The 22,977-nt window shown below is 69.8% G+C and carries 16 protein-coding genes; 7 read left to right on the plus strand and 9 right to left on the minus strand.

What is annotated here, in order from left to right:
• The first annotated feature begins 18 nt into the window (after positions 1-18).
• The 5 genes from ACIA73_RS25075 to ACIA73_RS25095 all read left to right on the plus strand — a co-directional run bounded on the left by ACIA73_RS25075 (position 19) and on the right by ACIA73_RS25095 (position 6,080).
• The gene (locus ACIA73_RS25075) at positions 19-1,359 is read left to right on the plus strand and encodes an alpha-L-fucosidase (RefSeq protein ID WP_399440921.1); all 1,341 of its coding nucleotides are present in this window, start codon (positions 19-21) and stop codon (positions 1,357-1,359) included.
• Positions 1,360-1,406: 47 nt separating this feature from the next.
• Positions 1,407-2,840 carry a polysaccharide lyase 6 family protein gene (locus tag ACIA73_RS25080; RefSeq protein ID WP_399440922.1) on the plus strand — a complete coding sequence of 478 codons (1,434 nt, stop codon included), beginning with the start codon at positions 1,407-1,409 and terminating at the stop codon, positions 2,838-2,840.
• Between the two features lie 136 nt (positions 2,841-2,976).
• Positions 2,977-4,404: a chondroitinase-B domain-containing protein gene (locus ACIA73_RS25085; protein WP_399440923.1), complete on the plus strand. Its 1,428-nt coding sequence runs from the start codon at positions 2,977-2,979 to the stop codon at positions 4,402-4,404.
• 117 nt (positions 4,405-4,521) lie between these two features.
• A complete protein-coding gene (locus ACIA73_RS25090) occupies positions 4,522-5,373 on the plus strand; it encodes a sugar phosphate isomerase/epimerase family protein (RefSeq protein WP_399440924.1) in 852 nt (283 codons plus the stop codon).
• Positions 5,374-5,432: 59 nt separating this feature from the next.
• Entirely contained in the window at positions 5,433-6,080 is a 648-nt protein-coding gene (locus ACIA73_RS25095) for an SGNH/GDSL hydrolase family protein (protein WP_399440925.1), read from the plus strand.
• Here ACIA73_RS25095 and ACIA73_RS25100 read toward each other — a convergent pair.
• The 9 genes from ACIA73_RS25100 to ACIA73_RS25140 form a co-directional block, all read right to left on the minus strand.
• Positions 6,077-7,174, minus strand: coding sequence for an aldose epimerase family protein (locus tag ACIA73_RS25100; protein WP_399440926.1), 1,098 nt, complete (start codon positions 7,172-7,174; stop codon positions 6,077-6,079). The two genes, ACIA73_RS25095 and ACIA73_RS25100, sit on opposite strands and share 4 nt — an antisense overlap.
• Positions 7,174-8,211 carry a LacI family DNA-binding transcriptional regulator gene (locus tag ACIA73_RS25105; protein ID WP_399440927.1) on the minus strand — a complete coding sequence of 346 codons (1,038 nt, stop codon included), beginning with the start codon at positions 8,209-8,211 and terminating at the stop codon, positions 7,174-7,176. Before ACIA73_RS25105 ends, ACIA73_RS25100 begins: the two co-directional genes overlap by 1 nt.
• Before the next feature lie 60 nt (positions 8,212-8,271).
• Complete coding sequence (locus ACIA73_RS25110) at positions 8,272-9,276, minus strand: ABC transporter permease (RefSeq protein WP_399441089.1); 1,005 nt, start codon at positions 9,274-9,276, stop codon at positions 8,272-8,274.
• 26 nt (positions 9,277-9,302) lie between these two features.
• Positions 9,303-10,301: an ABC transporter permease gene (locus ACIA73_RS25115; RefSeq protein WP_399440928.1), complete on the minus strand. Its 999-nt coding sequence runs from the start codon at positions 10,299-10,301 to the stop codon at positions 9,303-9,305.
• Entirely contained in the window at positions 10,298-12,019 is a 1,722-nt protein-coding gene (locus ACIA73_RS25120) for a sugar ABC transporter ATP-binding protein (protein ID WP_399440929.1), read from the minus strand. Before ACIA73_RS25120 ends, ACIA73_RS25115 begins: the two co-directional genes overlap by 4 nt.
• A gap of 159 nt (positions 12,020-12,178) precedes the next feature.
• Positions 12,179-13,261, minus strand: coding sequence for an ABC transporter substrate-binding protein (locus ACIA73_RS25125; RefSeq protein ID WP_399440930.1), 1,083 nt, complete (start codon positions 13,259-13,261; stop codon positions 12,179-12,181).
• A gap of 375 nt (positions 13,262-13,636) precedes the next feature.
• Positions 13,637-16,999 (minus strand): LamG-like jellyroll fold domain-containing protein, encoded by a 3,363-nt coding sequence (locus ACIA73_RS25130; protein WP_399440931.1) that lies wholly within the window; start codon positions 16,997-16,999, stop codon positions 13,637-13,639.
• A gap of 79 nt (positions 17,000-17,078) precedes the next feature.
• The gene (locus ACIA73_RS25135) at positions 17,079-18,728 is read right to left on the minus strand and encodes an amidohydrolase (protein WP_399440932.1); all 1,650 of its coding nucleotides are present in this window, start codon (positions 18,726-18,728) and stop codon (positions 17,079-17,081) included.
• A 119-nt stretch (positions 18,729-18,847) separates the two neighbouring features.
• Complete coding sequence (locus tag ACIA73_RS25140; RefSeq protein ID WP_399440933.1) at positions 18,848-19,690, minus strand: mycofactocin-coupled SDR family oxidoreductase; 843 nt, start codon at positions 19,688-19,690, stop codon at positions 18,848-18,850.
• 443 nt (positions 19,691-20,133) lie between these two features.
• Between ACIA73_RS25140 and ACIA73_RS25145 the strand changes: the two genes are divergently transcribed.
• The gene (locus tag ACIA73_RS25145; protein WP_399440934.1) at positions 20,134-20,904 is read left to right on the plus strand and encodes a methyltransferase domain-containing protein; all 771 of its coding nucleotides are present in this window, start codon (positions 20,134-20,136) and stop codon (positions 20,902-20,904) included.
• 540 nt (positions 20,905-21,444) lie between these two features.
• On the plus strand, positions 21,445-22,923 hold the full coding sequence (locus ACIA73_RS25150; protein WP_399440935.1) for a sugar transferase: 1,479 nt from the start codon (positions 21,445-21,447) through the stop codon (positions 22,921-22,923).
• Positions 22,924-22,977: the final 54 nt, after the last annotated feature.

The raw sequence follows: 22,977 nt of genomic DNA on the forward strand, positions 1-22,977 counted from the left end.
GACAAGGAGCAATTCCCGATGACCCCGCACACTCCCCCGGCCCACCCGTCCGAGACTCCGGCCGCCGAAGTGGCCCCGGACACTGCCTGGTTCACCTCCGCACGGTTCGGCATGTTCGTCCACTGGGGCCTCTACTCCCTCGCCGCACGGCACGAGTGGGTCAAGAACCGGGAGGAACTGACCGACGAGCAGTACCAGGTCTACTTCGACCACTTCGACCCCGACCGCTACGACCCGGTCGCGTGGGCCAGGGCCGCCAAGGCAGCGGGGATGCGGTACGTCGTCCTGACCGCCAAGCACCACGACGGCTTCTGCCTGTGGGACAGCGCCCTCACCGAGTACAAGGTCACCAACACCCCGCACGGCCGCGACCTGGTCGGTCCGTTCGTCGAGGCGTGCCGCGCCGAAGGACTCAAGGTGGGCCTCTACTACTCGCTGATCGACTGGCACCACCCGTCCTTCCCGGTGGACGGCACCCATCCGCAGCGGGACGACGAGGAGTTCAAGGCCGCGCACGCCGACCGGGACATCCGTGACTACCAGCGCTATCTGCACGGCCAGGTACGCGAGTTGCTGACGTCGTTCGGACGTGTCGACTACCTCTTCTTCGACTTCTCGTACGCCGGGCGCAGCTGGTGGGGCGGCAAGGGGCCGGACGACTGGGACTCCGCGACGCTCCTCAAGATGATCCGTGAACTCCAGCCGCACGTACTCGTCAACGACCGGACCGGCCTGCCCGGCGACTTCGTCACCCCCGAGCAGTACCAGCCCTCGGGGCCGATGACCCAGGACGGGCGTCCGGTGCTCTGGGAGGCCTGCCAGACGCTCAACGGGAGCTGGGGTTACGACCGCGACAACCTCGACCACAAGAGCGCCGACCTGTTGATCCGGATGCTCGTCGACGGAGTCTCCAAGGGCGGCAATCTGCTGCTCAACGTGGGCCCCACCGGCCGGGGGCAACTGGACCCGCGCGACTCCGCCATCCTCAGGGAGATCGGCCGGTGGACGGAGCTGCACGGGAGGTCGGTACGCGGCTGCGGCCCGTCCCCGTACACCGCCCCCTCCGAGTGCCGGTACACCCAGCGCGGCGACCGGCTCTATGTCCATCTGTTCGCCTGGCCGCTGCGTCATCTGCATCTGCCGGGCCTCGCCGGCAAGGTGCGGTACGCCCAGTTGCTGAACGACGCGTCCGAGATCGTCCAGGTCCACATCGACCCCGACCGGCCCGCGGTCAACACCGAGATGGGCGGGCAGCCGGCCGGAACGCTCACCCTCCAGATCCCGGTACGACGCCCCGACACCCCCGTACCCGTCATCGAACTGTTCCTGAGCACCTCGGCCGACCGGGCCGACGGCTGAACCGGACCCCGGCCCACCATTTCGGTCCACCACTCCACGGAGGCATCATGCAACGCCGCACGTTCCTCATAGGCACCGCGACAGGGGTGGCACTGGCCGCCACCTCCGTCGCAGGACCGCCGGCCGCGAACGCGACGGCCAGGCCGGCGACCGTCAGTTCGCTTCAGGAGCTCCAGGCCGCGATCGACCGGGCCCGCCCCGGCGACCGGATCCTCGTCGCCGACGGCACGTACACCGTCCCGTCGGGCCGCCCGCTGACCGTCCGCAACAAGCAGGGCACCGGGCACGCACCCATCGTCATCGCCGCCCGTACCCCCGGTGGAGTCGTACTGAACGGCGAGCAGAGCTTCGTCCTCGAAGCCTCCCGCCACATCACCCTCAGCGGCTTCTCCTTCCGCCAGAGCAGCACCCTGGACGTCCCCCCTGACTGCTCACACATCCGCCTCACCCGCAACGACTTCCAACTGGCCGACATCGAGGGCCTGCACTGGGTGATGGTGCGCGCGGACGACAGCGAGGTCGACCACAACCACTTCCACGGCAAGAGCACGCTGGGCATCTACCTCGGTATCGAGGGCGCGGGCGAGAGGGAGATGGCCCAGCGCGTGCACGTGCACCGCAACCACTTCTCCGACCACAGCTTCGCCGGGTCCAACGGCGGGGAGCCGATCCGCCTCGGTGTCAGCCCCCGGGCGCTGTCCCGTGCCGGTGCGGTCGTGGAGTACAACCTGTTCGAGCGGTGCGACGGCGACCCCGAGGCGATCTCGGTGAAGTCCTCCGGCAACACCGTCCGGTACAACACCTTCCGTGACAGCTTCGGCGGCATCGTGCTCAGGCACGGCAACCGCAACCGGGTGGAGGGCAACTACCTGCTCGACGGCACGGAGGGCCTGCGGATCTACGGCAACGACCATGTGATCGTCAACAACTACCTCAGCGGTCTTTCCGGCCGTGCCCTGGTGATCGGCAGCGGTTCCGAGCGTGACCACCTGCCCGACGAGTCGCCCGAAGCGCGCCGCGGCAACGACGCCGCCGACCGGGTCGTCATCGCGTACAACACCCTGTTGAACAACGGGGGCACGCTCTTTGGAGAGGCCCAGCGCCCGCACGAGCCGCGGGACGTCACCGTTGCCGACAACCTGTTCGTCGCGGACGTCGGCCAACTGGTCGCGATGGCGAACACCGTACGTTTCACCTGGTCGGGCAACCTCCTGTGGGGCGCCGCCGGCGACGGCAACATCCCGACCGGCGGCGGCACCCGCACGGATCCGAAGCTGGTGACGGGCCCGGACGGTGTCGCCCGGCTCGCCGCCGACAGCCCGGCGATCAACTCAGGCACGCTCCGGTGGCCGCCCGTAACCCACGACATCGACGGCCAACCACGCGGCCGGGCCCGGGACGTGGGGGCGGACGAATACTCCCGCCGGGCACCGAGGCGCGGCCCCCTGTCCCCCGCGGACGTCGGTCCGCGGGCCCGCTGAGCACACCCGCCCGCAGGTTGAGCGCGCCCTTGCGCAGGCGGGGCGCGCCCTCGCGCAGGCCGACCGAGCGCACCCGTCCGCATCCCGGCGGGCCCAGGGCCCGCCGGTACCTTCCCGTCCCCCAACAGGAGGCACCATGCAACGACGCACGTTCCTCAAAAGCACCGCGGTGGCCGCACTCACCGCCGTACCCCTCGCCACCTCACTGACCGGAAACGCATCGGCGGCCGACATACCGGTCTCCTCCCTGGCGCAGCTCCAGAGCGCGATCAACGCCGCCGTACCCGGCGACCGGATCGTCGTCGCGGACGGCACCTACACCGTGCCGTCGGGCGGCGCGATCAACGTTTCCGGCAAGCACGGCACCAGCGACCAGCAGATCACGATCGTCGCGAAGACCCGTGGCGGCGTCGTGCTGCGCGGCGGCAACAGCTTCGTCTTCAGCAATTCGAGCGACATCACGGTCAGTGGCTTCGCCTTCCGCCAGAGCACCACGATGGACATCCCGGCGAACTGCTCGTCCATCCGGCTGACCCGCAACGACTTCCAGTTCGCGGACGACGGTGACGCGGACTGGCTCGTCGTACGGGCAAACGGCATGAAGGTCGACAGGAACCACTTCCACGACAAGACCACCATCGGCCTCTTCCTCATCCTCGACGGTTCCAGCGCAACCGGCATCGCCCAGGACCTGTACGTCTTCAAGAACCACTTCTCCGACCACAGCTTCTCGGGGGAGAACGGCGGCGAGCCGATCCGGCTCGGGGCCAGTAACTGGGCGCTGTCCGACTCCAAGGCGAAGGTCGAGTACAACCTGTTCGAGCGCTGCGACGGCGATCCCGAAGCCATCTCGGTGAAGTCCTCCGCCAACACCGTCCGGTACAACACCGTCCGCGACAGCCTCGGCGGAATCGTGCTCAGGCACGGCAACCGCAACCGGGTGGAGGGCAACTACCTGCTCGACGGCAAGGACGGCATACGCCTTTACGGAAACGACCACATCATCGTCAACAACTACGTCAGCGGTCTTTCGGGCACCGCGATGGTTGTCGGCAGCGGTTCCACTCGTGACCACAACCCGGATGAGACAAAGGAGGAGAGAAGGGGGAACGATGCCTGCGACCGCGTGGTGATCGTGCACAACTCCCTGCTCAACAACGCCAAAACGCTGGAGGGTGAGACCCGGACGTACGCGCCGCAGAACGTGGTCGTCGCCGACAACCTGCTGGTCGGCACCTCCGGCAACCTCGTCGCGATGGGGGCCACCTCCGGCTTCACCTGGCAGACCAACATGCTGTGGGGCAGTGCTGCCAACGGCAACATCCCCTCCGGAGGCTTCACCCGGGCCGACCCCAAGCTCGTCCAGGGCCAGGACGGGGTGCTGCGACTGTCGTCGGGAAGCCCGGCGATCGGCGCCGCCACGCTGAGCAGCACGGCCGTGGCCGATGACATCGACGGCGACCCGCGCGGCAGCGCGCGCGACATCGGCGCCGACGAGTACGCGACCGCACCCGCTCTCCGGCACCCGCTCACCGCCGCGGACGTGGGCCCGAACGCAGCGTGAGAGGCAACCGGGGGCGGGGCGAGGACGGCCCGATCCGTTCGCCCCGCCCCCGGTGGGAGCAACCAGAAGCTTTCGCAGCACAGCAGGACAGCAGGACAACGGCAGGAAGGCAGTGGAGTGACCGAGGAAGTGACCGGAGAGAAGGGGCACAGCGTGGCGGACGACGCCCCGAACCGTCCACCGGCCGGGCCCGACGCCGGTGCGACCAGGCTCGGCCTGTGCTCGGTCACCTTCCGTCGGCTGCCCGCCGCCGAGGTCGCGAGGTACGCCGCCGACGCGGGCCTGGAGGTGGTCGAGTGGGGAGCGGACGTACACGCGCCGCCGGCTGATCCCGGCACCGTGCGCGCGGTCCGCGAGGTCTCCGACCGGTACGGCCTCACCTGTTGTTCGTACGGCTCCTACTTCCGCGCCACCCCGGGCGAACTGGCCGAATTCCCCGCGGTCGCGCGGGCCTCGGTGCTCCTCGGAGCGCCGCGGGTACGGGTCTGGGCGGGCAGTACCGGCTCGCGGGACACCTCGCCCGACGAGCGGCGCACCACCGTGGCCGGACTGCGGGAGGCGTGCCGGATCGCCGCGGACCACGGGCTGGAGCTCGCCCCGGAGTTCCATTCGAAAACGCTCACCGACACCGTCGCCTCGACGTCGCGGTTGCTGGACGAGGTGGGCGCGGACAACTTCGGCAGCTACTGGCAGCCGCCGCTCGACGCCCCCGACGAGGAGGCGCTGGCGGGGCTTGCCGAACTCGGCGACCGGGTCTTGGCCGTGCACGCCTTCTCCTGGTGGCCGGGCAACAGCCGGCTGCCGCTGGCCGCTCGCGAGGACCTGTGGACCGCCGCGTTCCGGCAGCTGAACGGCCGGGGCATCGAGGCGCTGCTGGAATTCGTGCCCGGCGACGACCCCTCCGTACTGGGGCGCGAGGCCGCGACGCTGCGGCGCGCGGCAGCGCAACGACCCGTGCATCAGCGGTAGTTGACCCCCAGGCGCTGAAGCCTCAGGTTCTGAAGCCCCAGGTTCTGAAGGAAGACGGCATGTACCTCAAGGAAGACGACACGCTCCTGTTCATCGGTGACTCCATCACCGACGCGGGCCGCGACCGGGCGGATGCCACCTCGCTCGGCAACGGATACGTCCACGCGATCGCGCAGAGCCTGCGTGACAGGGCGAACAACGGGCCCGGCGGTATCCCGGGCCCCTCCCCACGGGTCATCAACAAGGGGCTCAACGGCAATCGGGTGTACGACCTCGAATCCCGTTGGGCCACCGACGTCACCGAACTGCGACCCACCGTGCTCACGGTCAAGATCGGCATCAACGACACCTGGCGGCGCTACGACCGCCAACTCCCCAGCCCTGTAGCCGAGTTCGAAGCATGTCTCGACCGCCTGCTGGCGGACGCCGCACGGACCCTCGCCGCCCGGCTGGTCGTCATCACCCCGTTCCTGCTTCCGGTCACCCCGGAGCAGGAGAGCTGGTTCGACGACCTGTTGCCCCGCAGGGACGCCGTCCTGCGTGCGGCCGCGGGCAACGGGGCTCAGGTGGTCCGCGCGGACCTGGTGCTGACTCGCGCGGCACGGGACCGGGAGGCCGCCCGGCTGGCCCCGGACGGCGTCCACCCGAGCCCGCTCGGCCACCGGCTGATCGCCGACGCCTGGCTCGCCGGGGCCGGGGCTCTTTAGGGGGCTGCTACGACGGGTCCAGGTGCGGTCGGCGCAGTCAGGTGCGGGAAGCGCAGTTCCGTGCGGCTGTGGCGGGTTTCGCCGGGGCGCAGGACGGTGCTGGGCCAGTCGGGCCGGTTCGGTGAATCGGGGAGGTGCTGGGTCTCCAGGCAGACGGAGCCGTGCCGGTGGTGGGGGCGGCCGTCGCCGTCGGTGTGGGAGCCGTCGAGCTGGTTGGCGGTGTAGACCTGGATGCCGGGTTCGGTCGTCCAGACCTCCAGGACGCGGGCGGCGTGCGGGGCGGTGAGGCGGGCGGCACGGCGCAGGGCGGCGCCGGTGTCCCGCACGATCCAGCAGTGGTCGAGGCCGCCGACTTCGCGGAGTTGGGCGTCGTCGACGGCGAGGCGGTCGCGCAGCGGGGTCGATTGGGTGAGGTCGAACGGGGTGTCGTGGACCTCGGTCTGCGGGCCCAGCGGAATGCCTTCGCCGTCCACCGGGAGGTAGCTGTCGGCGTCGACCTGGAGGCGGTGTCCGAGGATGTCGGCGTCGCCGGCCAGATCGAAGTAGGCGTGGTTGGTGAGGTTGACGACGGTGGGGCGGTCGGTGACGGAGGTGTAGTCGAGGGCCAGGGTTCCGGTGGTGTCCAGGGTGTAGGTAACGGTGGTGTCCAGGGCGCCGGGGAATCCCATGTCGCCGTGCGGGCTGTGCAGGGACAGCCGGACGGACACGCTGTCGTCGGTGCGTTCGGGGGTCGCGTCCCAGACGCGGGCGTGGAAGCCGTCGGGGCCTCCGTGCAGGGCGTGCCCGTGGTCGTTGGCGGGGATGTGGTGCTCGGTCCCGTTCAGGGTGAAGCGGCCGTGGGCGATGCGGTTGGCGTAGCGGCCGATGACGGAGCCGAAGTAGGGGTGCTCGGCCGTGTAGTGGCCGAGGGTGGGCAGGGAGCGGACCACGGAGGCGGCGGCACCGTTGGTGTCGGGCACGGTGAGGCGGTGGAGGGTCGCTCCGTAGGTCAGTACCTCGGCCAGGACCCCCGTACCGCTGTCGAGGGTCCACAGGTCGGCCTGCGTACCGCGGACGGATCCGAAGGGGGTGTGGTGCACGGTGGGGCGGGGCATCAGAGGTCCTCGGCGGGGTCGGCGCCGGTCTGCGGCGCGGTGGATTCGCGGACGACGAGGCGGTATCCGGGGCGGGGGCGGCGCGGCTCGGGAAGGGCTTTGCCGGAGAGCCGTTCGACCAGGCTGTCGACGGCGAGCCGGGCGATGGCCTCCTTGTCGGGGGCGATGGTGGTGAGAGTGGTGGTGGTGAAGCGGCACTCCTCGATGTCGTCGAAGCCGACGACGGCGACGTCCTCGGGGATGCGCAGTCCGCGTGCGGTGAGGGTGCGCATGGCGCCGATCGCGATGAGGTCGTTGTAGGCGAAGACGGCATCGGGCCGCTCGCCCCGGTCCAGGAGTTCGCGCATTCCGGCGGCGCCGTCCTCGCGGCCGTAGCCGTCGGTGACCACGACCAGGGATTCGTCCGGGGTGATCTGGGCAGCGAGGAGTTCCTCGCGCCAGCCCCGCAGGCGCAGGTGGGCGGGCTGGCGTTCACGGCCGGTGCGTGAGCCGAGGAAGGCGATGCGGCGGTGGCCGAGGCCCACGAGGTGGGCGACCGCGCTGCGGGCCGCCGCCACGTTGTCGATGGCGATGTGGTCGTACGGGGCCTCGTACTCGCGCTCGCCCAGCAGGACCAGGGGCGCGGTCTCGGTGCGCGCCATCAGGTCCTCGGTCTCCAGGTGGATGGGGCTGAGGATGAGCCCGTCGATCACATGGGACCTGAATCCCTGGCTGACCAGGAGTTCCTTCTCGCGCAGGCCGGCGGTGTGGTCGACCAGGACGGTGTAGTCGTAGCGGGCTGCCGCGTCGACGACCGCACCGGCCAGCTCGGCGAAGTACGGGTTGCCGAACTCGGGGACGGCGAGGGCGATGATGCCGGTGCGGCCCTTGCGGAGGTGGCGGGCGGTCAGGTTCGGCCGGTAGCCGAGTTCGTCGATCGCCTGCTGCACCTTGGTCCGCATGGCGGGGGTGACGTGCTGATAGTTGTTCACCACGTTGGACACGGTCTTGATGGACACGCCCGCCCGTTGCGCAACGTCCTTGAGGCTGACGCCCACGGCACTCCTTGGTTCGGCTGGACTCGTTGGAACTACTGCTGCTCTGTGGTGCAGGCGTGGTCAGGTGCTGCGTCGGCTGCGGGCCAGATAGCGCTGCGCGACCACCACCACGATAAGGAAGCCACCGCTGACCACGGACTGGTAGGAGGAGTTGAGCGAGCCGATCTGGTTGATCAGGTTCTGGATGACGGCCAGCAGCAGAACTCCCCAGAGGGTGCCGCTGATCGAGCCCGCGCCGCCGATCAGGAGGGTGCCGCCGATGACGACCGCGGAGATCGCGTCGAGTTCCATGCCGACACCGACGATGGTGACGCCGGAGGACAGCCTGGCGGCGTTGAGCGCTCCGGCGAGTCCGGCCAGCAGGCCGCTGAGCGTGTAGACGAGGATCTTCGTACGGGCGACGGGCAGGCCCATCAGGATGGCCGCGTCGCTGCTGCCGCCCACGGCGAAGAGGGTCTGCCCGAACGAGGTGCGCTGCAGGACGAGGCCGCCGGCCCCGAAGAGCACGAGGGCGATCAGGATGGGGTACCCGAAGCCCCAGACGCTTCCCTGGCCGAGTGCGCCGAAGGCGGAGTCCTTGGGCACCAGATGGGTGGTGGCACCTTCGTCGGTGAGGGCGAGCAGCAGGCCGCGAGCACCGAGCAGGGTGGCGAGGGTGATGATGAACGGCGCCATGTTCCCTCGGGCGATCAGCAGCCCGTTGAGCAGGCCGATGCCGCCGCACACCACCAGGGGCAGCAGCAGCGCCGCGAAGAAGCCGTACTGCGAGGCCCAGGCGGCGAGTACACCGCCGAGGGCGAAGACCGAGCCGACCGACAGGTCGATGCCGCCGGTGATGATGACCAGGGTCATCCCGAGTGCGACCACGGCGAGGAAGGACGCCTGGATGGCGACGCCGCGGGCGTTGTCCAGGGAGGCGAAGGTCGGATAGACGAAGGAGGCGACGAGCACCACCGCGAGCAGGACCGCGAGGACGCCCTGGCGCTGGAGGAGTTCGGCGGCACGGGCACGGCCGGTCCGTTCGAGACCGGCGGCCGGGGGCGGGGGCGCCGTCGGCTTGTCCATGAGTGAGGTGGGGGCAGAGGTTCGGTTCATCGGGACCGGCGCTCCCGGGCGACGTAGACGGCGGCGATGATGATGGCCGCCTGGGCGATCTGGGCGGTGGAGTCCGGCAGGTCGTGTTTGACGAGCGTGGCGCGCAGCAGCTGCATCAGCAGGGCTCCGGCCACGGTGCCGAGGACGCGGACGGAACCTCCGTTGAGGGGGGTGCCGCCGACGACGACCGCCGTGATGGCGGAGAGTTCCATGAGGGTGCCGAGCGAGGACGGGTCGCTGGCGGTGAGCCGGGCCGTGGCGAGGATGCCGGCGAGCGCGGCGAGTACCCCGCAGAGGATATAGACGCCGATCAGGACCCTTTTGACGGGCAGTCCGGCGAGCACGGCGGCGGGGCGGTTGCCTCCGACGGCGACGATCTGGCGGCCGAAGGTGGTGCGCTGCACCAGGAAGGCGACCGCGAGGGCCAGTACCCCGGCGATCAGGACGACGAGCGGAATCCCGAGGAAGGAGCCGGTGCCCAGCGCCAGCAGGTCGGGGTTGACGATCTGCTTGAGCTGGCCGTCGGCCATGACCAGGGCGATCCCGCGCCCTCCGACGAACAGGGCGAGGGTCGCCACGATGGGTTGCAGCCCGACGAGGGAGACCAGGGTGCCGTTGACCGCTCCGACCACGGCGCCCGCCAGGAGGGCGATGAGGAGGGCGGGCACCAGCCCGTACCCGAGGTAGAGCGGCAGGAACGCGGCGGCGAGCGCCATGGTCGAGCCGACGGACAGGTCCACGCCCTCGGTGCCGATGACCAGGGCCATACCGAGGGCGACGATGACGATGGGGGCGACCTGGACGAGCTGGGTGCGGAAGTTGTCCGCGGTGAGGAAGTGGTCGGTGAACAGGGCGTTGAAGAGGAGTACCGCCGCGACGGCCACATAGACGCCGTACCGCTGGTACCAGACGGGATCACGCAGCCGGGCCAGCGGGCTCGCGGACTTCGGCGGGGTGTCGCCCTCGGCGGGTGGGGCAACTGTGGTCGTGGTCATCGGGAGTCCTCCTGTACGGCCGGGGCCGGGTGCTGCTCGGCCGGAGCCGTGTCCGCCGGGACGGTACTTTTCCCGGCAGGACCTTTCCCAGCGGGGGACGGGGCCGGTGCGGGGGCCGGGGCCGGGGTCGCGGCCGTGGTCGTGTCCGGCGGGTCCGGTGTGTGGTCGGCGAGGGCTGCGAGGAGGTGGTCCTCGGACACGTCGTCGCCCGCCAGTTCGCCCGCGACCGCTCCGCCGCGCAGGACGACGATGCGGTCGGCGCCCTCGATGAGCTCCTCGATGTCGGAGGAGATGAGCAGCACGGCCAGGCCTTCCCCGGCGAGGTCGTCGATGAGACTCTGCACCTCGGCCTTGGCGCCGACGTCGATGCCCCGGGTGGGTTCGTCGAGCAGCAGGACCTTGGGTTCCAGGCAGAGCCAGCGGGCGAGGAGGACCTTCTGCTGGTTGCCGCCGGAGAGTTCGCCGACCTTCTGCTCGGGGCTGGAGGCCTTGATCCGCAGGCGTTTCATGAAGATGTCGACGATCCGGTCCTGCCGGGCCCGGGAGACCACACCGGCCCGGGAGAGCCGGGGCAGGGCGGCGAGCACGATGTTCTCGCGCACCGAGAGGCCGGGGACGATCCCCTCGGCCTTGCGGTCCTCGGGCAGCAGACTGATGCCCGCGCGGATCGCGGCGGCGGGGGTGAGCCGCTTCAGCGGGGTCCCGTCGACACTGATCTCACCGGCGTCCAGGTGCAGCGCTCCGGACAGTGCCTTCGCCGTCTCGCTGCGGCCCGAGCCGAGAAGGCCTCCGAGGCCGAGCACCTCACCGGCGTACAACTCGACCGATATGTCGTGGAGTTGCAGGCGGCTGGTGAGACCGGTGGCGGTGAGTACGGGGGTGCGCGCCACCTCGTGGCCCTCGGCGGCGAAGCTGGTGACGCCCGAGCGGCGGACCTCGGCGAGGTCGCGGCCGAGCATCATGGAGACGAGCTGCATCCGGTCGAGGCCGGCGAGTTCTCCGGTGTGGATGTGCCGGCCGTCGCGCAGCACGGTGACCCGGTCGCAGATGCGGTAGAGCTCGTCCATGCGGTGGCTGACGTAGAGGACGGCGATGTTCTGGGCGCGGAGGCGTTCGATGACCCGGAAGAGGGTCTCCACCTCGCGCGGTTCCAGTGAGGAGGTCGGCTCGTCCATGATGACGACCTGGGCGTTGACGGACACCGCCCGCGCCAGCGCGACCATCTGCTGGGTGCCGATGCCGAGCGTGTGCAGCGGGCGGCGGGGGTCGGCGCGTACGCCGAAGTCGTCGAGCAGTGCGCCGGTCTCCCGGTGCATCCGGCCGAAGTCGATGAGACCGAGGCGGTTCTTCGGCTCGCGGCCCAGGAAGATGTTGCGCGCGACGCTCATCAGCGGGACCAGGTTGACCTCCTGGTAGATGGTGGAGATCCCGGCCTGCTGGGCGTCGAAGGGACGGGCGAACGTGCTGGGTTCTTGGGCCACTCGCAGCTCTCCCCCGTCCGGCCGGTAGACGCCGGTCAGCACCTTGATGAGGGTGGACTTGCCCGCACCGTTCTCCCCCACCAGTGCGTGGGTCTCCCCCGCACGCAGGGAGAACGTCACGTCGTCGAGGGCGACGACGCCGGGGAACCGTTTGCTCACCGAGCGGGCTTCGAGCACCGCGGAGGCGGTGGCCGCAGCCTCTGCGGGTGCCGGCGGTACTGCGTCGGGTGGTGCCATGGCTGGTCTTGGCCTTCCGTTTTCCAAGGGTGCGGGGCCGGGATCCGCCGTGGCGCGAGGTGCGCGCCACGGCGGCCGGAACGTGGGCTCCGGGAGCGGTCAGTACATGAGCAGTCGGTGCACGAGGGGTCGCAGCACGGGCGGTCGGTACGCGAGCGGTCAGTACGCCCCGCCGAGGGACTGCTTGGCGTTGCTGTCGTCGTAGGCCCGGTCGGTGATGATGACGTTCTCGGGGATGGACTCGCCGCCGTAGAACTTCTGGGCGGTCGCGAAGGCGAGCGGTCCGAAGCGCGGGTTGGACTCGATGACGGCGTTGTACTCGCCGTTGGCCAGGGCCTGGACGGCGTTGCGGGTGCCGTCGATCGAGACGATCTTGACGTCCTTGCCCGGCTTCTTGCCTGCGGCCTTCAGCGCGGTGACCGCGCCGAGGCCCATCTCATCGTTCTCGGCATAGACCGCGGTGATGTCGGGCTTGGACTGGATCAGCTGCTCCATGACCTGCTGGCCCTTGTCGCGGGCGAACTCGCCGGTCTGCTGGGCGACGATCTCCAGGCCCGGCGCCTTCGCCTTGACCTGGTCGACGAAGCCCTTGGTGCGGTCGGTGGTCACGTTGTTGCCCGAGGCGCCGAGGAGGATGGCCACCTTGCCCTTGCCGCCGGTCACCTTGATCATCGCGTCGGCGGCCCGCTTGCCCTGCTCGACGAAGTCGGAGCCCAGGAAGGCCACGTAGTCCTTGCATGCCTGGGAGTTGACCTTGCGGTCGATGGTGAGGACGGGCACCTTCTTCGCCGCCGCGGCCTTGAGCGCCGGCTCAAGGCCGTCGGAGTTCAGCGGCGCCACGATGAGGAACTGAGCACCCTGCGACAGCATGTCCTGGATGTCGCTGATCTGCTTGGACAGCTGGGACTGCGCGTTGGTGGTGAGCAGCTTCTTCACACCGATCTTGGCCGCCTCGTCCTTGATGGACTGGGTCTCGGCGATACGGAAGGGGTTCGCCTCCTTCTCCGACTGGGAGAAGCCGACCACCGCGCTCTTGAGGTCGATCTTGGGGGCGCCGTAGGTCTGCAGCGAGCAGCCGGGCCCGGACTGGGCCTCGGGGGTCTTGGCGGCCTGGGCTCCCTGGCTGCTGTCACCGCCCGCGTTGCTCGGGGTCTCCGACTTGGCGCAGCCGGAGACGGCCAGGGTCGCGGCGGCGAGCAGGCAGGCCGCGGCCAGGTGACGGGATCGACGCTGGATCATCATGCGCGGGACGCTCCTTGGCAAGGTGACGGCACACCGAACGGCGTGCGGTCGGGCAGGGCGGGGAGGGTGCTGCGGCCGCTCGGCGCACTGGGCGCCGCATTCCTCACGATTCCCACTGTGACGTGCGAGAACGGTGATCGTGGGGGCCGGTGCGGCCTCTCTGCGACCCGGGTTTACAACGTTATATAGGCGAGTTGGCGCAAGCGGCAAGGGAGTTGGCGCCGCGTTTTTCAAATCGTGTCGTCCGGCGCCCGCGGGCAGGGCGGAGCTCCCGGCGGCGCGGCCTTCGCGGTGCACCGCCGGGAGCGGGTGGGGCCGGACGGACGGCTCCCGGCCTGCCCCCGAGGGGCGTCCTCGGCCGAACCGCCGGACGGCTTACGGCTGTTCGCCGTCGTGCAGCGCGGTCACCTCCTGGTCGGTGAGCGCGTGGTCGTACGCCCTGACCTGGTCGACGGAGCCGTTCCAGAAGTCGGTGTTCCCGCCGGACCACTTGGCGCGGCCCACACTGAGCGCCCCGCTGCTGACATCGGCGGTACCGGCTGCCGCGGTCGAGGCGAGCTTTCCGTCGACGTACAGCTTGATGCTGTCGCCGCTGCGGACGCCCACCAGGTGGTACCAGCGGCCGAGTTCGGGCTTGATCTCCAGCCGGGCCCGGTGGGCGCCGGGCGTGGAGAAGGCGAACGCGCCCTGGCCGTACTGGAGATAGAAGGGATTCTCCCGGCGTCGGCCGTCCTGGCTGACGACCGTGGCGTAGTTGCCGGGAAGGGCGTCGAGCGTCGTCCAGGCGGAGATGGTGTAGTCGCCCGTCGTGTCGATGACCGGGCCGCTCGTCTCGGCGTACTGGCCGCCCCCGTTGAACTTGAGCGCCGAACCCTTCACCCCGGGTGTCCAGGTGGTACCGCCGGTGAGGGTGAGGTCCTTGTGACCGGGGCCGCTGTCGGCGGCCGTGGTGCCCTTGTTCTCGTCTAGGGACCAGGCGCCGCCGCCCTTGAGCTCGTCCCGTTCGCCCGCGGCGGCTCCGGCCGCGATCACCTCCCGGTTGATCTTCCGTACCGCGGCCGGGTCGACCTTGATCTCCCGGCGGTCGTACGTCCAGAGGCCGTTGAGCTCGTTCTCCAGGTCGGTCACCTGGGTGTAGATGGAGCCGGAGAGTTCGGCGCGGGCGGCGTCCAGGTAGTACGTGCGGGTGTTGTCGACGTACTTGGCGGTCAGGGCGGCCTTGTCCGCGACGCCGCTGTAGATGGCGGTGGGGGCGCCGGGCCACATGCGTCCCGGGATGCGCAGGGTGAAGCCGCCGTGTTCGCCGTCGATCGCGGCGCGGTGGTCCGGGAAGGCCGGGTCGGTGTTGTTGTAGTCGTGGTGGTCGATCACCTCACCCTTGCCCGAATCCCCCTTGGAGTTGCAGCAGTTGACACCGCTGTGGGCGTTGACCACCCGGGACGGGTCGGCCGCCTTGACCCGTTCGGCGATCCTTCCGGTCTCGGTGCGGTCCCACTCGCCCCAGCCCTCGTTGAAGACGATCCAGGCGCCGATCGAGGGGTGGCTGTGCAGCTGGCGCATCATCTCGGCCCCCTGGTCGACAAAGGCCTGGTGGCCCTCCTCGCCGGTGAGGTTGCCGGAGACGAAGTCCTGCCACACCAGGAGACCGAGCCGGTCGGCGTGGTAGTACCAGCGGTCGGATTCCACCTTGATGTGCTTGCGGACGGAGTTGAAGCCGAGGTCCTTCTGTGCCTTCAGGTCGAAGACGAGTGCCTGGTCGCTGGGCGCCGTGTTCAGTCCGTCGGGGTAGAAGCCCTGGTCGAGCTGGGCGAGGGAGAAGAACGGCTTCCCGTTGAGCACCAGCTTCTGGTAGCCGCCGACCTTCGCCACGGCGAAGGAGCGCATACCGAAGTAGCTCTTGACGGTGTCCTTGGAGCGGCCGTCCGCGAGGGTGACCTTCAGGTCGTAGAGGTACGGGTCGTCCGGCGTCCAGAGGTGCTGTCCGGCGACCGGGAGGCTCAGCTCGCTGCCGGCCGGTCCGGTGACGGTGCCGACGACCTTGCCCTTCTTGTCACGTGCGACGGCGGTGACACGGGCGGACTTCGAGGCGTGCTGCGAGGCGACCCGCACGGCGAGCCTGCCCTTGCCGATGTCCGGTGTGGTGGTCAGGGAGTCGACGGCCGCGGGGGCGACGGGCTCCATCCAGACGGTCTGCCAGATGCCGGAGGAGGCGGTGTAGAAGATGCCGCCGGGGTTCGGGGACTGCTTGCCGGTGGGCTGGTCGGCGCCCGTGGTGTCGGTGACCGCGACCATGATCTCCTGGGGGCCGCTGCCCTTGAGGGCGTCGGTGATGTCCGCGCTGAAGGCGGTGTAGCCGCCGGTGTGTTCGGCGACCTGCTTGCCGTTGACCCAGACCCGGGCGTGGTAGTCCACCGCGCCGAAGTTCAGCTTCAGGCGGCTCTCGTCGGACCGCTTGCCGACGGACCAGCTCCGGGGCACCGTCACGAGTTTGCGGTAGAGCATGTGGTCCTCGTGGCGTTCGAGTCCCGAGAGCTGGGACTCGACGGGGAAGGGGACGGTGATGCGTTCGGCGAGCGGCTTGCCGAAGACCGGCTGCTCACCGGCGGCGGCCTTCGCGAACTCCCACGGGCCGTTGAGGTTCTTCCAGTCGTCGCGGACCTGCTGCGGGCGGGGGTACTCGGGCAGCGGGTTCCTGCGGTCGAGCTTCTCGCCCCAGGGGGTGAGGAGGCGGTGCGTGGAGAGGTTCTTGGCCCTGCGGCTGAGCTCCGGGACGGTCTCGTCGCCGTTCTTCAGGCCGCCCTTGCCGTCGTACACGACCTTGACCTGCTGGCCCTTGAGGACGGCCGCGCCGAGGGTGACGAGAAGCGCCTTGCGGTTGCCGGGCATCCTGGCGACGGACTTGACGGGCATCGGCGTGGTGTCGGCCTCGACGCTGAGGTGGTCCTTCACCCCCTCGATGCCGCTGACCTCGTGGTCGAAGGACGCCTGCACCTTGAGGCCGTTCTCGGCGACGCCCAGCCCGATGGGGTAGACCTCGAAGTCGGCGGGCGGGGTGAAGGCGGACTCGGGCACGATCTGCTTGGTGAGCTTCGCGCTGGACCAGCGCAGGAACATATTGGCCCCGCCGATGTCCTGGAACATCTCCAGGCGGAACGTGTGCGGTTCACCGGCCTTCAGGGCGAGCGGCGCGCCGGTCTGTTCCTTGTCCCAGTCCGGCACCCAGTGGTCGATGACCGGCTTGTCGTCGATGAACAGCCTGAAGCCGTTGTCGCCGATGGCGGAGAAGGTGTAGTCACCGGTCTCGGGAGCCTCGATCTGCCCCGTCCAGCGGGCGGTCGTGTGCTCGGCCCTCCCGGTGGCCGACTCGAACGTGCCTGTCAGACCGGGGAAGTTGATGTCGGGGTCGAGCGCGGTGGCGCCGAGCTCGGCGAAGTCCCGGGCGCCGGGTGCCGACATGGAGAAGTACTCGCCCTTGAGGCCGTGCACCTCGGTGGCGGGGTCCTTGGCCGAGCGGTCCTGGGCGGAGCGGTCCACGTGCGCCAACGCCGGTGCGGTGGCGGCCGGTTCGGCGGGGGCCGGAGCAGCCGCGGCGGCGGCCGGGACCAGGGTGGCTCCGAGGGGAAGCAGCAGTGCCGCCGTGCAGGCGAATGCTCTCAGGAGCGTGCGGGGGCGGGCTGGATTTCGTGTCAAGGCATCGTCCTCGTCGAAGAAGCCGAAGTGCTCCGAACCGCGAAGCACTGCACATGGTCGAACATTCAGCCACAGCCTCAAACACCTGACAACGGTTGTGCACGCAGAATTTTCAACGATGGAAAATTTACTTCCGAGCCTCGGCTTCGAAGACCTGCTCGCCCTCGATGAAGGTCATCTTCACCTCGGTGGCGTGTACTTGAGTGATCGGCACCTCGAACGGGTTCTGGCCGACGACGACGAGATCGGCGAGCATGCCCCGTTCGATGCGCCCGACACGGTGCGCCATGCCCTCCTGGCGCGCGGAGTTGACCGTGAACAGATCGAAGGCCTCCTCCAGCGTGATGGCCTGAGACCCACCGAAGCTCTCGGTACCGCCGCCGGGCTCCTGCCGGGTGACGAGCGATTCGAGCGCCGCCCAAGGGTTCACCGACGGCACGACGCACCAGTCCGAACCTGCCACGACCAGGGCGCCGGAATCCAGCATCTCCCTTACCGGCCATGCGCGTTCGACCGCCTTGCGGCCGACGGCGGCCGTGATGTCGGAGCAGATGGGGGAAGGCCGCCACAGGTACGGGGAGACCTCGAAGGTCGCGCCGATCCGGGTGGCGCGGGCGATGTCGGCCTTCGTCACGAAGCTGCAGTGCCCCACGTTGTGCATCTGCGGGCTGTGTCCGTTGGCCGCACGGGCGGCTTCGATGGCGTCCAGTGCCGCCCTGGCCGCCGCGTCGCCGGCCGCGTGGAACTTGACGGTGATACCCATCCGGTCGAACCGGGTCACCAGTTGGTCGAGGGTCCGCGGCGCGATCGCCAGCATCCCGTGCCGCCCGGCCTCGCTGTCCCGTCCCGCCACGGTGTCCTGGTAGGGCTCGATCATGGCGGCCGTGTGGCTGTCGGTCGGGACCCCGTCGAGGAAGAGCTTCACGCAGTCGGGAGTGAGACGGCTGCTCGCGTACAGGTTCCGGGCGGCGATCACGTCCTCGCACCCGGGGTCGTGGGGGGACCACACCAGGCAGAGGCGCACCCGCTGCCTGACGGCTCCGCGGGCGGCGAGGGAGGTGTACGCCCGCAGTTCCGCCCGCGCCCCGGCGGTGAACCCGACCGCGGCTTCGGTGAACGAGGTGATCCCGTGGGAGAGCATTTCCCCCAGGGCCCACTCCAGGGCCGCCGCCACCTCGTCGTCGGCCGTCGCGGGGGTGGAGGCGGCGAGGTGCTCGGCGGCGGTCTCGCGCTGGATGCCGGTCGGGTTGCCCAGGGCGTCCCGCTCGAAGATGCCGCCGGGCGGGTCGGGGGTGCCGGGGCCGATTCCGGCGGCCCTCAGTGCCGCGCTGTTCGCCCAGGAGCTGTGTCCGCTGGTGTCCTCCAGGAGGACCGGAACGTCGGGTGAGACGGCATCGAGCATGGTCCGGTTCGGGACCGTTCCGAGCGCGGACGCGTCCCACTGGCCGCCGAGGACCCAGGCCCCGGGGGCGGCCCCGGACACGTGCTCGGCCACGATGCGCAGCGTGGCGGCCAGGCTCGACCCCTGCGGGACCTTGCAGCGGCGTTCGCGGACTCCGGCGTAGATCGGGTGCACATGCAGGTCGTGCAGTCCCGGCAGGACGGTGTCGCCGGCCAGGTCCACCACCCGGGTGTCCGGTCCGCGGCGTGCCAGCACCCCGGCCCTGCTGCCGACGGTGTCGATCACGCCGGCACGCACGGCGAGCCCCTCGGCCCAGCCGGACGGCGTCCTGACCCGCCCACCCACCAGAATCGTGTCCGCGTACGGCTCGGCCATGGCACTCCACCTCTCGCTCGACTGCTGGGAGCCTCAGTTGCTGGGAAGCCCGGCTCCCGGGAACCGCTGCCGCCGGGAACCCCTGCTGCCCGGGACCTCTGCTGCCGGGGAACCCCGCCTCAGCGGCGGTTGATGAATCCGGCGTCGACGGGCAGCGCCACACCGGTGATGTAGCGGGCTTCGTCAGAGGCCAGCCACAGGACGGCGTTGGACACGTCCGTCGCCGCGATGGTGCCCACCGGGAGGGCGTTCGGCGCCTGGCCGGAGAGCCTCGGATCCCGGGCGACGAACGCGACCATGGCGGGATCGGCCACCATGCGGGTGGCCACACCGGTGGGGTGCACGGAGTTCACCCTGATGCTGTAGGGGGCGAGGTTGTTGGCGTACGTACGCATCAGTCCGACCTGACCGTGCTTGGAGGCGGCATAGCCGAGGCCGCCGTTGCTGGACCCGCCGATGCCGACCAGTCCGGCCGTGGAGCTGACGATCACGATCGAGCCGCCGTCCCCGGCGGCGACCATCGACCGGATCGACACCTCGATGGTGTGGAAGGTGCCGGTGAGGTTGACGTCGATGGCGTCGTGCCAGGCCTCCAGCCTGTCCTCCCACAGCAGGGGGGCGATTCCGGCGTTGGCGACGACGATGTGGATCTGCCCGAACTCGGCGAGCCCCGCGTCGTACGCCTCCTGAAGGGCGTCCCGGTCGCGGACATCCGCCTGCCGCGCCACCACCCGGCGGCCCAGGGCCCGTACCTCCTCAACCACTTCGACCAGATCCTCGGGGGTCGACTGCGCGTAGGGCACGCTGTCGACGGACCGGCAGATGTCCACGATGACCAGGTCGGCCCCTTCCTCCGCCATCCGCCGGACGTGGCTCCGGCCGAGCCCGCCGGCGGCGCCGGTCACGAAGGCCACCTTTCCGTCGAGACGCCCCCGCGTGGGCCGAGCATTCTCGTATGGCATAGCGAAGCTCCTTGGGATGTGCCGGGCACGGGGGGCGTGCCCGGCACGGGCGGTGGTGTCCCGGCCGGCGGCGGTGGAGGTTACGCCGGTACGGCACGACAGGTCCGGCACGACCCGGGCCCGAACCGTTCGCGAAACTCCCGCCGTTCCGGTGTCGGCCCCGGCCCTGCGCATGTCGCATGGTTCCGGCGTACCGCAGGGATCAACGAACGTCACCACCCGAAATCGGCCCGCCAAGATCGGCGAGCGCCCGGATTCAGGGACCCGCGCAGACCAGCCTCGCTTCCTCTCGGGCGACTTCACCCGACCTCGCAGGCCGAAAAGCGGTGCCTCGAAGGCCGGTTCCCCTCAACCACGTACCGAATGGGGCGTACCACTGCGCGTCACCACTCAAGTTCCTATGCTGACAACGGAGTTGGCGACGACCTGGGGGGTCATGCCTGATGAAGGCAGCGAGCAAGGGAACCACAGTGTTAAAGACGGGGGTCAAGCGACTCCTGGGACGCGCGGGATTCGACATCGTGCGCAGCACCAACAACCGTGACGGCGTGGACGACTTCATTCCGTTCGAGGCGACGATGCGGGCGGCCAGGGCGGCCGGCCTGTCGGTGGGTGACCACATCGACGAGGTCATGAACGGGACGCCCGGTGCCACCCAGTCCACCATCGACGAACTGAGCGCGCTCGGCGTCTTCGCGGGCAGCCCGGAGACGGTGCTGGAGATCGGGCCGGGGTCCGGGCGGTACCTGGAGAAGACGCTGAAGGAGTGCTCACCGGGGCGTTACGAGATCTATGAGACGGCAGCGCCCTGGGCCAACTACCTGGTGGAGACCTTCGGCGTGGTCGCCCGTCCGACCGCGGGATCCTCTCTCGCCCCGACCCCGGACGCCAGCGTCGACCTGGTGCAGGCCCACAAGGTCTTCAACACCGTGACCTTCCTCTGTGCCGCCCGCTACTTCTTCGAGATGGCGCGCGTCGCGCGGCCCGGCGGCCGGATCGTCTTCGACGTGATGACGGAGACCTGCCTGGATCCGGCCGCGATGCGCACCTGGGCGACGGAGGGCGGCGAGGGGCACGGCTCCTTCCCGGCCGCGATGCCCCGCAGCGCCTGTGTGGATCTCTTCGCGTCCCTCGGCTGCGACCTGGAGGCCGGCTTCCCGGCACCCCTGGGCGTCGCCTCCACGGAGGTACTCGTCTTCACAAAGAGGACCTGATCCGAAGAGGATTCCGCGGCTGCCCCGCGGGCCCCGCCGACAGCCGTCGACGCGACCTGCGGGAAGGCCAACTCGCCCTGTACACAAAGCAGTTGAAGGCGGTCAACACAGGTCGCAAGATGCCTGTTTTTCGTCAGACAACTGCAGGCGAGCGCCGGTGTCCTGGCTCACCGTCAAAGCTCGGACACAAATTTCACACATCCTCTCTTCATCACGGCCCTGATGGTCTAGATTGACCGTGCTTCAGCTGTTCGAGCATGAACCGACCGCTAAGGATCCATAGGTCCCGTGCTTCGGACAGCGGGCAATCCGGCAGGACGTCTGAGTCCGCTGCCGCCGGGGTGGGGGTGTTCCAGTAACGCCGTAGTAGTGCGAGTTGTCTTACGCCGGGGGCGTGAGCGTCCCGGGTCAAGGAACGGTGCGGTGCGCGGGGGCGCAGGTCTCCCGCGTGGGAAAACGGTGCGGGGGCCGGGGGGCCTTCCGGGGGGGAGGAGCGGTGTTAGGCGAACGCGTCGAACCACTGGCGACCTGGGGGGTCCTGTGCAGCGAGGGGATTTAGTCCGCCCGTTTCCGTCTGCGCAGCAGCGCCTGACGAACGGGTCAATCAGCCGGCCGGCGAGCGACTGGGAGCAGCGGTACCGACGTACCGTCATCACCAGCGACACCTTGGCCACCGCCGTCGTAGTGATGGCAATCGGGAACTTCTTCGGAGCCAGAGACGCAGCCAACTGGCACGAGAAGTGGATCATTCTCGCCTTCTGCACCGAGCTGCTGGTGCTGGGCGCACTTGCGGTGAGCCGGTCGTGGGCGCCCGCCGTACTCGGTCAGGGTGCCGAGGAATTCCGTCGCCTCGGACGCTCCTTGTTCATGGCGACCGTCGTTCTGGCACTCGGCGGCATCGCCCTCACCTCGCGCAACATCAAACTCTGGATCTTCGTCGCGATCCCCGCGATCGCGCTCGTCACCATGACCACGCGGTACCTGCTCCGCCTCTGGCTGCACAAGCAGCGCAAGGAAGGGCGGTGTCTGCGTCCGGTGCTCGCTGCCGGAAGCCTGGACACCATGCGTGATCTGATCGCTCGCACCCGCAAGTTGCCGCATCTGGGCTGGCGGGTGGAGGCGGTGTGCACCACGGACGGTCTCGGGCTCGCCGGAGACCAGGTGGACGGCGTGCCGGTCGTCGGTCCGCTGACGGATGTCGCGGGCCATGTCCGCCGCGACGGTTACCGGGTCGTCGCGCTCACCCCGGATCCGCACTGGTCACCGGAGCGGTTGCAGCGGCTGGCCTGGAACCTCGAAGGCAGCGACGCCGAGATGATCGTGGCTCCCGTGCTGATGGAGGTGGCGGGCCCCCGGCTGCATGTCGACGCGGTGCTCGGGATTCCGCTGCTGCGGGTCAGCATGCCGACCTTCGCCGGCGGTCACCGGGTGATCAAGGAGGTGGCCGACCGGCTGGGTGCGGCGTTCCTGCTGCTGCTGTTCGCACCCTTGATGGTGGTCGTCGCGCTGCTCGTGCTGGTGGACAGCCGGGGCGGGGTGGTCTACCGCCAGCGCAGAGTCGGCAAGAGCGGCCGGGAGTTCACCATCTTCAAGTTCCGCACCATGGTGAGCGGGGCGCACGGGGCGCGGGCCGGGCTGGCCGCACTCGACGAGGGCGCCGGACTCCTGTTCAAGGTCCGCCGGGACCCGCGGGTGACCCGGGTGGGTGCCGTGCTCCGCCGGTACTCGATCGACGAGTTGCCGCAGCTCTTCAACGTACTGACCGGATCGATGTCGCTGGTGGGGCCGAGGCCTCCGCTGCCGGAGGAGTCCGCAGCGTACGGCCCGGACATCCGTCGGCGGCTGCTGGTCAAGCCCGGGCTCACCGGTCTCTGGCAGATCAGCGGGCGCAGCGATCTGCCGTGGGAGGAGGCGGTCCGCCTCGACCTGCGGTACGTGGAGGACTGGTCGCTCGCCCTGGACACGGTGATTTTGTGGAAGACCCTGCGGGCGGTGCTGCACGGACAGGGGGCGTACTGATGACCTGGCACGGGGGGCGTCGCGGGAACGGCGCGCGGAGGGCAGGCCGCAAGG

The organism is Streptomyces sp. NPDC051561 (assembly GCF_044454195.1).
In the GTDB taxonomy this organism is placed as follows: domain Bacteria; phylum Actinomycetota; class Actinomycetes; order Streptomycetales; family Streptomycetaceae; genus Streptomyces.

What these genes read in the sequence shown, in the direction of transcription:
- ACIA73_RS25075 (WP_399440921.1), top strand. Translation starts at nt 19, where the DNA reads ATGACCCCGCACACTCCCCCGGCCCACCCGTCCGAGACTCCGGCCGCC.
- ACIA73_RS25080 (WP_399440922.1), top strand. Translation starts at nt 1,407, where the DNA reads ATGCAACGCCGCACGTTCCTCATAGGCACCGCGACAGGGGTGGCACTG.
- ACIA73_RS25085 (WP_399440923.1), top strand. Translation starts at nt 2,977, where the DNA reads ATGCAACGACGCACGTTCCTCAAAAGCACCGCGGTGGCCGCACTCACC.
- ACIA73_RS25095 (WP_399440925.1), top strand. Translation starts at nt 5,433, where the DNA reads ATGTACCTCAAGGAAGACGACACGCTCCTGTTCATCGGTGACTCCATC.
- ACIA73_RS25100 (WP_399440926.1), bottom strand. Translation starts at nt 7,174, where the DNA reads ATGCCCCGCCCCACCGTGCACCACACCCCCTTCGGATCCGTCCGCGGT.
- ACIA73_RS25110 (WP_399441089.1), bottom strand. Translation starts at nt 9,276, where the DNA reads ATGGACAAGCCGACGGCGCCCCCGCCCCCGGCCGCCGGTCTCGAACGG.
- ACIA73_RS25115 (WP_399440928.1), bottom strand. Translation starts at nt 10,301, where the DNA reads ATGACCACGACCACAGTTGCCCCACCCGCCGAGGGCGACACCCCGCCG.
- ACIA73_RS25120 (WP_399440929.1), bottom strand. Translation starts at nt 12,019, where the DNA reads ATGGCACCACCCGACGCAGTACCGCCGGCACCCGCAGAGGCTGCGGCC.
- ACIA73_RS25125 (WP_399440930.1), bottom strand. Translation starts at nt 13,261, where the DNA reads ATGATGATCCAGCGTCGATCCCGTCACCTGGCCGCGGCCTGCCTGCTC.
- ACIA73_RS25135 (WP_399440932.1), bottom strand. Translation starts at nt 18,728, where the DNA reads ATGGCCGAGCCGTACGCGGACACGATTCTGGTGGGTGGGCGGGTCAGG.
- ACIA73_RS25140 (WP_399440933.1), bottom strand. Translation starts at nt 19,690, where the DNA reads ATGCCATACGAGAATGCTCGGCCCACGCGGGGGCGTCTCGACGGAAAG.
- ACIA73_RS25145 (WP_399440934.1), top strand. Translation starts at nt 20,134, where the DNA reads ATGAAGGCAGCGAGCAAGGGAACCACAGTGTTAAAGACGGGGGTCAAG.